The organism is Streptomyces sp. YPW6, from assembly GCF_018866325.1.
Classification (GTDB): domain Bacteria; phylum Actinomycetota; class Actinomycetes; order Streptomycetales; family Streptomycetaceae; genus Streptomyces.
The window spans coordinates 2,575,127-2,585,812 of the sequence record NZ_CP076457.1 but is presented as its reverse complement, the minus strand read 5'-3'; the positions used below and the strand labels follow the sequence as shown (position 1 = coordinate 2,585,812).

At 72.9% G+C, this 10,686-nt stretch carries 9 protein-coding genes; 5 read left to right on the top strand and 4 right to left on the bottom strand.

Annotation, left to right across the window (positions count from 1 at the left end; translation table 11 throughout):
- Positions 1-38: 38 nt before the first annotated feature.
- Entirely contained in the window at positions 39-569 is a 531-nt protein-coding gene (locus tag KME66_RS11155; protein WP_073228783.1) for a MarR family winged helix-turn-helix transcriptional regulator, read from the bottom strand.
- Between the two features lie 156 nt (positions 570-725).
- On the opposite strand from KME66_RS11155, the gene ilvA reads away from it, so the two are divergent.
- From ilvA to KME66_RS11140, 3 genes are all read left to right on the top strand, one after another.
- Positions 726-1,955 (top strand): threonine ammonia-lyase, encoded by a 1,230-nt coding sequence (gene ilvA / locus KME66_RS11150; RefSeq protein WP_073228781.1) that lies wholly within the window; start codon positions 726-728, stop codon positions 1,953-1,955.
- Positions 1,956-2,102: 147 nt separating this feature from the next.
- A complete protein-coding gene (locus tag KME66_RS11145; protein WP_253208298.1) occupies positions 2,103-3,218 on the top strand; it encodes an ATP-binding cassette domain-containing protein in 1,116 nt (371 codons plus the stop codon).
- A complete protein-coding gene (locus KME66_RS11140) occupies positions 3,215-4,078 on the top strand; it encodes an ABC transporter permease (protein WP_073228777.1) in 864 nt (287 codons plus the stop codon). Before KME66_RS11145 ends, KME66_RS11140 begins: the two co-directional genes overlap by 4 nt.
- Before the next feature lie 220 nt (positions 4,079-4,298).
- Here KME66_RS11140 and greA read toward each other — a convergent pair whose 3' ends face one another.
- Positions 4,299-4,796, bottom strand: a complete 498-nt coding sequence (gene greA, locus KME66_RS11135; RefSeq protein ID WP_073228774.1) for a transcription elongation factor GreA — start codon at positions 4,794-4,796, stop codon at positions 4,299-4,301.
- Between the two features lie 193 nt (positions 4,797-4,989).
- Positions 4,990-5,406, bottom strand: coding sequence for a DUF4307 domain-containing protein (locus KME66_RS11130; protein WP_073228947.1), 417 nt, complete (start codon positions 5,404-5,406; stop codon positions 4,990-4,992).
- Between the two features lie 157 nt (positions 5,407-5,563).
- Here KME66_RS11130 and mca point away from each other — a divergent pair, with 157 nt between their 5' ends.
- On the top strand, positions 5,564-6,445 hold the full coding sequence (mca, locus tag KME66_RS11125; RefSeq protein ID WP_073228771.1) for a mycothiol conjugate amidase Mca: 882 nt from the start codon (positions 5,564-5,566) through the stop codon (positions 6,443-6,445).
- A gap of 1 nt (position 6,446) precedes the next feature.
- Positions 6,447-6,701, top strand: coding sequence for a hypothetical protein (locus tag KME66_RS11120; protein ID WP_216321526.1), 255 nt, complete (start codon positions 6,447-6,449; stop codon positions 6,699-6,701).
- Between the two features lie 352 nt (positions 6,702-7,053).
- On the opposite strand, the gene KME66_RS11115 is transcribed toward KME66_RS11120, so the two are convergent.
- Positions 7,054-10,377 carry a tetratricopeptide repeat protein gene (locus tag KME66_RS11115; RefSeq protein WP_216321524.1) on the bottom strand — a complete coding sequence of 1,108 codons (3,324 nt, stop codon included), beginning with the start codon at positions 10,375-10,377 and terminating at the stop codon, positions 7,054-7,056.
- Positions 10,378-10,686: the final 309 nt, after the last annotated feature.

Here is a 10,686-nt window from a genome sequence, read left to right as displayed (position 1 = left end):
GGGCGGGGCGGAGAGGGCGGGCGGGACCGGGAGGAGGATCAGTCCGGCTGCGGCGGCTGGTGGGCGGCCTGCCGGGCCGCCAGCGACCCGTTGAAACGGGTCAGCAGGGCGCAGAACGTGTCCCGCTCCTCCTGGGTCCAGCCGTCCGTCACCTGCGACATCAGCTCACGCCGCGACGCCCGGACCTCCTCCAGGCGGGCCTGACCGCGCGGGGAGAGCTGGAGCACCACCGCACGGCCGTCCTCCGGGTGCGAGGTGCGCTTGACCAGACCGGTGTCGACGAGCGGGGCGACCTGCCGGGTCACCGTCGACGAGTCGATCCCCATCCCGGCCGCCAGCGCCTTGACGCCCATCGGCCCTTCCCGGTCAAGACGGTTCAGCAGCAGGTAGGCCGCCCGGTCCATCGAGTTGCGGACCTGGCCGACACCGCCGAGGCGGGTCTGCTCGGCACGGCGGGCGAAGACGGCCACCTGATGCTGGAGCGCGTCCAGCAGGGGGTCGGGGCCCGGGTGTTGGGGGGCGGCGCCCCCGGAAGGAGACGCAGCAGTCGTCATGTCCTGAGGGGGCATGGCCGGGGGCTCTCTTCGTGCGGTGTCGGATGGGTGGGGGACAGAGTACGCGGCCCCGGGGCAACGTGTACCAGTGCCGCACAAACCTGCGGACACCACCGCAGGCCGCCATGGACAAGTCTGCCGCGCCCGGTCCGAGCTGCAAGACTTGCGGCCATGAACTTCCGCGCGACCCACCGCCACCCGGCCCTGATCCTCGACGACGTCCGGGGCGCGCAGAAGATGCTGGACGGGGTGGCCCGGGTGACCGCCCTGGAGGGAAGCCGCCATCTGACCGAGCTGGTCGGCGCCCCGGTCCACCTCAAGTGCGAGAACCTCCAGCGCACCGGCTCCTTCAAACTGCGCGGCGCCTACGTCCGGATCTCCGGCCTCACCCCGGTGGAGCGGGCGGCCGGGGTGGTCGCCGCCAGCGCCGGGAACCACGCCCAGGGCGTCGCGCTCGCCTCGTCCCTCCTCGGCGTACGCTCCACGGTCTTCATGCCCGTCGGGGCGCCCCTGCCCAAGGTCGCCGCGACCCGGGAGTACGGGGCCGAGGTGCGGCTGCACGGCCAGGTCGTCGACGAGACCCTCGCCGCTGCCCAGCGGTACGCGGAGGACACCGGCGCGGTCTTCATCCATCCCTTCGACCACCCCGACATCATCGCGGGCCAGGGCACCCTAGGCCTGGAGATCCTGGAGCAGTGCCCGGAGGTCCGCACGATCGTCCTCGGCATCGGGGGCGGCGGGCTCGCGGCGGGCGTCGCCGTCGCGGTGAAGGCGCTGCGCCCCGACGTCCGGATCGTCGGCGTCCAGGCCGAGGGCGCCGCCTGCTACCCGCCTTCCCTCGCCGCCGGGTACCCCGTCTCCCTGGACGCTCCGGCCACGATGGCCGACGGCATCAAGGTGGGCCGCCCCGGCGACGTACCGTTCGCCCTGGTCGAGGAGCTGGTCGACGAGGTCCGCACGGTCACCGAGGACGAGCTGTCCAGCGCCCTGCTGCTCTGCCTGGAGCGGGCCAAGCTGGTCGTCGAGCCCGCCGGGGCGAGCCCGGTGGCCGCGCTCCTCAGCGACCCGAAGGCGTTCCGCGGGCCGGTGGTGGCCGTGCTGTCCGGCGGTAACGTCGACCCGCTCCTGATGCAGCGCATCCTGCGGCACGGGATGTCGGCGGCGGGCCGCTACCTCAGCCTGCGGCTGCGGCTCACCGACCGCCCGGGGGCGCTCGCCGCCCTGCTGGCCACGCTGACCGTGGCCGACGCCAACGTCCTCGACATCAGCCATGTGCGCACCGATCCGCGCCTCGGGCTGACCGAGGCGGAGGTCGACCTGTACCTGGAGACGAAGGGCCCGCAGCACTGCGCGGACGTCGAGCAGACGCTGCGCGCGGAGGGCTACCGGGTCATGGGCTGACCGTCCGCTTCGCGCCGCTTGGCCGGATTTTGCTGTTCAGCGCGCGGCGAGGCCCCGGGAATCCTAGGATCGCCGGACAAGCGCGAACAGGCGCCGAGCCAGCCGCGTACGAGTGCGGTCGTCCACGAGTGACGGGGGAGTCTCTCCATGCCAGGTGCGATCCACGCCGAGGGTCTGGTGAAGACCTTCGGTGACGTCCAAGCCCTCGGCGGTGTCGATCTCGACGTCCCCGAGGGCACCGTCCTCGGACTGCTCGGGCCCAACGGCGCGGGCAAGACCACCGCCGTACGGGTGCTGACCACACTGCTGCGCCCGGACAGCGGCACGGCGACCGTGGCCGGGATCGACGTACTGAAGAAGCCCAACGAGGTACGCCGGTCGATCGGGCTCTCGGGGCAGTTCGCCGCCGTCGACGAGTACCTGACCGGCCGGGAGAACCTCCGGATGGTCGGGCAGCTCTACCAGCTCAGCGCCCGGGACGCGAAGGCCCGCGCGGCCGTGCTGCTCGACCGGTTCAACCTCGGCGACGCCGCCGACCGCACCGCCAAGACGTACTCCGGCGGTATGCGCCGGCGCCTCGACCTCGCGGCGGCACTCGTCGTCTCGCCGCCCGTGATGTTCATGGACGAGCCGACGACCGGCCTCGACCCGCGCAACCGGCAGCAGCTCTGGGACGTGATCGAGGACCTGGTGGCGGGCGGCACGACGCTGCTGCTGACCACCCAGTACCTGGAGGAGGCCGACCGCCTCGCGAACGACATCTGCGTCATCGACCACGGCAAGGTCATCGCCCGCGGCACCTCCGACGAGCTCAAGGCCCGCACCGGCGGCGAGCGCGTCGAGGTCGTCGTGCACCGCCCCGACGAGATCGAGCGCGCCCGGTCCGTCCTGAGCTCCCTCGGGAAGGGCGAGGTCAGCGTCGTACGGCTCTCGCGCAAGCTGACCGTGCCGGTCAGCGGCGGCGCCAAACTGCTGGCCGAGATCATCCGGGACCTGGACGCCCGGGGGGTGGAGATCGACGACATCGCCCTGCGCCGGCCCACCCTCGACGACGTCTTCCTCTCCCTCACCGGCCACGCCGCCGAGGCGCCCGAGAACGGGGAAGAGGGGTCCCCCGGCGACTCCCGGAGCGGCGGCTCCCCGAGCGCTTCCCGGGAGGGCCCCCCGAGCGACGCCCCGGAGGACTCCCCGAGCGACGACGCCCGGAACGGCTCCCCGAGTGACGCCCGGAACGGCTCACGGAGCAAGGAGGACAGCCAGTGAGCGCGATCGCCAAGGACGCCCCCACGCTGGTGCCCCGTCCCTCCGGGGGCGTCACCCAGTCCGTGAAGGACTCCCTCGTCGTCGCCCGACGGAACCTGATCCGGATGACCCGGATCCCCGAGATGGTGATCTTCGGGCTGATCCAGCCGATCATGTTCGTGGTGCTGTTCACCTACGTCTTCGGCGGCTCGATCAGCATCGGCGGATCCACGGACCCGCAGCTGTACAAGGAGTTCCTGATGGCGGGCATCTTCGCCCAGACCGTCACCTTCGCCACCGCGGGCGCCGGCGCGGGCATCGCCGACGACATGCACAAGGGGCTCATCGACCGCTTCCGGTCGCTGCCGATGGCCCGGGGCGCGGTCCTCACCGGACGGACGCTCGCCGACCTCGTCCAGACCACCCTCACCCTCGTCGTCCTCGCGGGGGTCGCCCTGCTGGTGGGCTGGCGCACCCACGAGAACATCGGCAAGGTGATCTGCGGCTTCCTGCTGCTGCTCCTGCTCGGCTACGCCTTCTCCTGGATCGGCGCGCTGATCGGCCTGTCCGTGCGCACCCCGGAGGCGGCCACCTCCGGCGGGCTGATCTGGCTGTTCCCGCTGACGTTCATCTCGAACGCCTTCGTGCCGGTCACCGGCATGCCGACGTTCCTCCAGCACGTCGCCGAATGGAATCCCTTCAGCGCCACGGTCGCGGGGGCCCGCGAGCTGTTCGGGAACACGATGCCGGGCGTGCCGAAGTCCGTGACCGGGGCCTGGCCGATGGAGCACCCGATCATCGCCTCGATCATCTGGTCGGTGCTGATCGTCGTGGTCTTCCGCACCCTCGCGGTCCGCAAGTACCGCTCGGCCGCTGCCTGAGGCCGCGGGTCGTGAGGCCGCGGGTCGTGAGGTCGCAGTCCCTGAGGCCCGCGGCTCCTGAGGTCCGTGGCTCCTGAGGCCGCAGCCGTGAGCGGGCCCGGAACGTCGCGGAGAGCCCCGGCCCGGAACGACGGCGGGAGCCCCGGCCCGGAGCGACGACGCGGGGCCCCGGCCTTCTCCGGCCGGGGCCCCGCGTCGTCGTCTGCTGTGGCTGGCCGGATCAGCCGGTGTAGGGCTTCGCCGCCATGATCTTCACCGTCGCGGTCTTGCCGTTCGGCAGCTCGTAGTCCGCGTTGTCGCCCGTCCGCTTGCCGTTGACACCGAGGCCGAGCGGAGACTGCGGGGAGTACGTCTCGATCTCCGTGCTGGCGTACTCACGGGAGGCGAGCAGGAAGGTCAGCGTGTCGTCCTCGTCGCCGTCGAAGGCGATCGTGACGACCATGCCGGGCTCGACCACGCCGTCGTCGGCCGGCGCCTCGCCGACCTTCGCGTGCTCCAGGAGCTGCGTCAGCTGGCGCACCCGCAGCTCCATCTTGCCCTGCTCCTCCTTGGCCGCGTGGTACCCGCCGTTCTCCCGGAGGTCACCCTCCTCACGGGCCGCCGCGATCTTGACGGCGATCTCCGTGCGCGCGGGACCAGACAGGTACTCCAGCTCGGCCTTGAGCTGGTTGTACGCCTCCTGCGTGAGCCAGGTGACGTTTTCGCTGGTCTGGGTCACAGGTGCTCCTCGTCGGTACTGGGAAGTGCTGGAAATACAAAGCATCGCCCTACCCAGAAGCATGTGCCTCTGCGGGTGGGCGAAACCACGAGCCTAACAATTCCCCAGGAAAAGGGGGAGAAGGTAAACCGTCACACGCCAGGAACGGCCGCCGCGTCCTCGGTTGCCGCAGGTCAGGGCCGGTGTGCCCGGATCAGCCGCGCGGGCCGTCGTCGGCGGTGCAGCCCATCGGCTCGATCGCGGTCGCCCGGGACCGGGTCACGACCGTCACGACCTCGTCGATCCGGTCCTCGGCCTGGTCGAACCGGACCTCCTTGCGGCCCACCTCGGAGCCGTCCTCGCTGAGCGCCCGCACGACGCAGTAGCCGTGCCCCTCGCGGTCCTTGCGGACCTCCAGGTGGACGTCGGCCCGGCTGTCGGAGACGATCTTGAACTTGATCATCTCGCCGCTGATGCCCTGGTTGCCCACGTAGTCGTAGCCGATCCACCCGATCACGCCGAGCAGCGCGACGCCCAGGACCGATCCGACGATCTTCAGCTTGCGGTCCGCACGCTGGTCCTCGGTCCGGCCGTACCGCCCCTCGGGCGCAGCCTCGCGAACCGTCGTCATGATCGTTCCCTCCGGGCCCGGCATCGAGGAATTTTCCGGCCCCTCGTTCAGTCACTATAGAAGCCGCACCCCCGTCACCCGATCGCGCCCCACACCGACCGGACGGACCAGAGCGACCGATGATCGACCAGAGCGACCAATGACTGAGGATCGAGCTTTGACTGAGCAGCTGCGACTGATGGCCGTTCACGCCCACCCCGACGACGAGTCGAGCAAGGGCGCGGCCACCATGGCCAAGTACGTGTCCGAGGGGGTGGACGTGCTGGTCGTGACCTGCACGGGGGGCGAGCGCGGCTCCATCCTCAATCCGAAGCTCCAGGGCGACGCGTACATCGAGAAGAACATCCACGAGGTCCGCAAGAAGGAGATGGACGAGGCCCGGGAGATCCTGGGCGTCCGGCAGGAGTGGCTCGGCTTCGTCGACTCGGGGCTGCCCGAGGGCGACCCGCTGCCGCCGCTGCCCGAGGGCTGCTTCGCCCTGGAGGACCCCGAGCTCGCCGCGGGGCGCCTGGTGGCGAAGATCCGCGCGTTCCGGCCGCAGGTCATCACGACGTACGACGAGAACGGCGGCTACCCGCACCCCGACCACATCATGACGCACACGATCTCGATGATCGCGTTCGACGGTGCGGCCGACGCGGAGCGCTTCCCCGAGGACGAGTTCGGCCCGGTCTGGACACCCCGCAAGCTCTACTACAACCAGGGCTTCAACCGGCCGCGCACCGTCGCCCTGCACGAGGCGCTCCTCGCCCGGGGCCTGGAGTCGCCGTACGGTGACTGGCTGAAGCGCTGGGAGGAGTTCGAGCGCGTCGAGCGCACCCTGACCACGCACGTCCCCTGCGACGAGTTCTTCGAGATCCGCGACAAGGCGCTGATCGCGCACGCCACGCAGATCGACCCCGAGGGCGGCTGGTTCCGGGTCCCGATGGACATCCAGCGGGAGGTCTGGCCGACCGAGGAGTACGAGCTGGCGAAGTCTCTGGTCGATACCTCCCTCCCCGAGAGCGACCTCTTCGCGGGCATCCGCGACAATGCCTGATATGTACGCGACCCAGGCACTGACGCACCTCGTCCCGCTCGCCGCCGAAGAGCTCGACAAGAACAAGGTCACCCCCGGCGTCCTCGGCTTCCTCGTCTTCGCCGCGCTCGCCGTCGGCGTGTGGGCCCTGATGAAGTCGATGAACCGGCACATGGGCCGGGTGAACTTCGAGGAGGCCCCCGACCCGGACGCGGCGGCGGCCGAGTCCGCCGAGCCCGCCGCGGACAAGGGCAAGGCGGCCTCGCCCGGCAAGTAGCGCGCCGGCTCCGGGGGTACGGGAGCTGACTCCGGCGGTACGGGAGCCGATCTCGCGCGTACGGGGGCAGGGGAGCCTGCACGGTGAGGGGGAGGCCCGGACGGTGACGGGGGCCCGCGCACGGTGACGGGGAGCCCGTACGGCGTCGGGGAGGCCCGCGCACGGTGACGGGGGAGGCCCGTACGGCGTCGGGAAGGGCGTCCGGCCGGGTGGCCGGACGCCTCGTTCCCGTTGCCGCGTCCCGTCCCGTACGGTCACGGCGTCCTGGCCGGGCCCGGCCAGGACGTGGGCGGTCGCCGGTGCGGGCCGCTCCCGTCGGGTGCGGCCGGTCGCCGGTCCGCGCCGCCTCCCCTCACGACCTGCTGGGCTCCACCGCCACGCCCATGATCTGGCCGGCCCCGCGGGTCGGGGTCAGACCCAGCCGCCACGCCTGCCAGCCGTCCTCCAGGTCGACGCCCCGCTCCAGCGCCACCGCGAACGCCGCCGCCGACTGCTCCAGCTTCGTGTCCCGGGCCGGATGCCGGGCCGCGACCAGTTCGGCCAGCTCCTGCTGCGCGACCACCGTGCCCACCTCGCTGCCCCCGGGCGAGGCGTACGGCAGCAGCGTGCAGCGCAGGAACCGGGCCCAGTCGCCGCCCCGCGCGTCCCCGTACGACGCGAACAGCTCCGCCGCCTCACCGCACAGCTCCAGCGCCTGCGCGGCCCGCCCGTTGCCCGCGTCGATCAGCGCCAGCTCCACGCACGCCCACGCCTCGCCGTACGGCACCTTGATCCGCCGGAAATCCGCCCGCGCGTCCATCAGCAGCTGCCGGGCGAACCCCGAGTTGCGGAGGTTGCCCGTCTGCGCGGCCCGCTGGTCCCGGGTCACCCGGCCCGAATGGTGCCGGGCGCACGCCAGCCCGTACACGTCCCGCATCCGGGAGAACATCGTGCGGGCCCGCTCCAGCTCCCGTACCGCCTGATCGGTGTCCCCGTTCTCCTCCAGCGCCTGACCCAGGTAGTACAGGGTCCACGCCTCACCCCGCGCGTCCTCGTTGTCCCGGTGCAGGGCCAGGGCGTCCCGCAGCTGCTCCAGCGCGGCGGCCGCGTCCCCGGCCAGCAGCCGGACCCGGGCGAGCTGAGTGATCGCCCATGCCTCACCGCGCCCGTCGCGGGTGCGCCCGTACAGCTCCAGGGCGGTGCTCAGGGCCTCCTCGGCGGCCGCCCCCTCGCCCGTGCGCAGCCGGACCTGGCCCAGCTGGAACTGCGTCCACGCCTCGCCGTGCAGCGACTCGCCCTCCCGGTGCAGCCGCAGCGCGTCGGCCAGCAGTGCCAGCGCCCTCGGCAGATCGCCCCGGTCGCGTTCGACGGCCGCCAGCGCGTGCAGCGTCCAGGCCCGGTCCTCGGCCTGCGCCGCGGACGACTGGAGCGACAGGGCCTCCTCCAGCCGGGCCGCCGCATCGGTCAGATGGCCCTGGTGATGCAGGGTGATGCCGAGCGAGCAGAGAGCCAGCGCCTCGCCCGCGTCGTTCTGCGCCTCGTGGTAGAGGCCGACGACGGACGACAGGGTGGTGCGGGCCTTGTCCAGCTCGCCGAGCTGACGGGCCGCGATGCCCGTACGCCATTGCACCGAGCGCTCCAGCAGCCCCTGGTCCACGGCCCGGGTCAGCTCGCTGATCTCGCCCAGCCGGTACAGGTCCCCGCGCAGCAGGCAGTAGTCGCACAGGGCGCCCAGCAGATGCACCACGGTGGCCTGGTCGACGCCCTCCGCGTGCCGCAGCGCGGACGTGATGAAGCTCGACTCGTCGTCCAGCCAGCGCAGCGCCGCGTCCAGCGAACCGAAACCGTGCGAGCCGAACTGCCCGGCGCGGGTCGACATCTTCCCGTCGACCATCCGGATCACCGCGTCGGCCAGCTCCGCGTAGTTCGTCAGCAGCCGTTCCTGGGCGGCCGCCCGCTCGGCCGGCTCCTCCTCGTCCAGCAGCCGGGCCAGCGCGAAGGCGCGCACCAAGTCGTGCAGCCGGTAGCGCGATCCCCGTACGCGGGTCAGCAGCCCGGCCCGCGCCAGCTCGGCCAGCAGCCGGTCCGCCTCCTGTTCGTCCGCGGCGAGCAGCGAGGCGGCCGCCGCCGCACCGAGGCTCGCCCGGCCCGCCAGCGCGAGCCGTCGCAGCAGTCGGCGGGCATGGTCGCCCTGGTCGGTGTAGCGCAGCCACAGGGCCCGCCCGACCGGGTCCACCGGCCCGGGGGCACCGGGGGTGCCGGGGGCACCGGGGGGCGACCCCGCCGATCCCCCCGGTCCTCCTGGTCCTGCTCGTCCCGCCGGGCTCACGGGGCCGGCCGGCCCGGCCGCTCCCAGGTCCGCCGCCAGTGTGTGCCGACTGCGCGCCCCCAGCGAGGAACCGGCCACCCGCAGCGCCAGCGGCAGCCCACCGCACAGCTCCACGATCGCGTCCGTGGACGGGTAGTCGTACGGGCCGGCCTCCTCTTCCCCGGCCACCTCCCGCAGCAGCTCCTCCGCGCCCGCCGCGTCCAGCGGGCCGACCGGCAGCTGGTGCACCCAGGCCGCCAGGTCCCCGGGCAGCTCCAGCGGCTCCCGGGCGGTGACGATCACCAGGCTGTCCGAGCGTTCCGGCACCAGGGTGCGCACCTGACCGGCGTCCGTCGCGTCGTCGAGCACGATGGTGACCGGCGTCCCCGTGAGGTGCTGGTGGTACAGCTCGGAGAGCCGCCGCACCTGCTGCTCCGCCGACGAGCCCTCCCGGAAGAGCAGTTGCTCGCGCGGCGCGCCCAGCCGGTTCAGCAGATGCAGGAGCGCGTCGCGGGTCGGCAGCGGGTTCTCCCCGGCGACCTCGCCGCGCAGGTCGACCACGCACGCGCCCCGGAACTGGTCCTTGAGGGTGTGGGCCGCCCGCACCGCGAGCGCGGTCCGTCCCGACCCCGGGGCGCCGTGCAGTACGACCACGGTCGGCCGGGTCTGCGTGGAGGCCCGGGCCGCGTGCACCCACCGGGTGATCTGCGCCAGCTCGGCCCGCCGCCCGCCGAACGGCCCGTCGGCCTGCGGGAGAAGGCCGAACGACTGCTCCAGCACCACCCGGGTGCGGGCCGCCGCGCTGCGGTCGCCGCCGCGCAACTGCCGTACCACCGGGGCGTTCTGCTTCTTCGGGGTGCGCTTGGCGGGCGTCAGCATCCGCTGCTGGTCCAGATACGGGCGGATGCCCCGCACCTCCAGGGCGGTCAGCCACTGGAGCCGCAACTGCTCCGCCCCGCCCGGCTGTCCGGCCGCCGCGGCCCGGCGGTGGGCGGCGGGCCAGTGCGAGGCGGTCGCCTTCGCCACGGTCGTCGCCGTGCCGGCCACCGCGACGACCGCGCCCGCACCGAACGCCAGACCGGTGTTCGCGCCCAGCGCAAGGTCCGCGCCGAACGCGGCGGCCGCCGCAACTCCCGTCACCAGCAGAGGCGTTCCGAGTGCCGATCTGTTCAAGCGTTCCGCCAGCGGCCGGTCACCGGACGCCGCCGAGTCCAGCGCCTGCGTGTAGGCGGCGTACTCCTCGTCCGCGCTGGCGGCCATGGTGTCGAGCGCGGCCCGCGCCCGCGACATCAGCGCACCCGCGTCGGTCCGCCCTCCGCTGCGCCGCGCCTCTTCCTCCACGGCCCGCACCAACAGCCTCTCGGCTTCCGCCCGATGGCTGTCCCGCATAGGTGTCCCCCTCCGAGTGCCGCGCTCCGGACCTCGGGTGCCGGAGCGTCAGATACCAAGCGTCGGGATCAAGTGTCCTGCGTGGCGCGCTCCGGCGCGAGGGGCGCAGGGCGGGGGCCGGTCCACGAGGCGTCGCTTTCCCCGGCCCACCGCCATGGGTCACCACGCGGGCGGCCGTCGCCCCGCCGGTCGCCGGTGGTCGAAGGTCACCGCCTTCGCGCCTTCTTCGCCGTCTGCCGGGGATGCGGTCGGCCGGTGTGCGGGGACCGCCTCTCCTCCAGCACGTGGGCGGCCTCGTCGGCCGGTGGA

Bases quoted from the DNA above. Each gene is read 5' to 3' on its own strand.
- KME66_RS11155 (WP_073228783.1), bottom strand. From the start codon at position 569: ATGCCCCCTCAGGACATGACGACTGCTGCGTCTCCTTCCGGGGGCGCC.
- ilvA (WP_073228781.1), top strand. From the start codon at position 726: ATGAACTTCCGCGCGACCCACCGCCACCCGGCCCTGATCCTCGACGAC.
- KME66_RS11145 (WP_253208298.1), top strand. From the start codon at position 2,103: ATGCCAGGTGCGATCCACGCCGAGGGTCTGGTGAAGACCTTCGGTGAC.
- KME66_RS11130 (WP_073228947.1), bottom strand. From the start codon at position 5,406: ATGACGACGGTTCGCGAGGCTGCGCCCGAGGGGCGGTACGGCCGGACC.
- KME66_RS11120 (WP_216321526.1), top strand. From the start codon at position 6,447: ATGTACGCGACCCAGGCACTGACGCACCTCGTCCCGCTCGCCGCCGAA.
- KME66_RS11115 (WP_216321524.1), bottom strand. From the start codon at position 10,377: ATGCGGGACAGCCATCGGGCGGAAGCCGAGAGGCTGTTGGTGCGGGCC.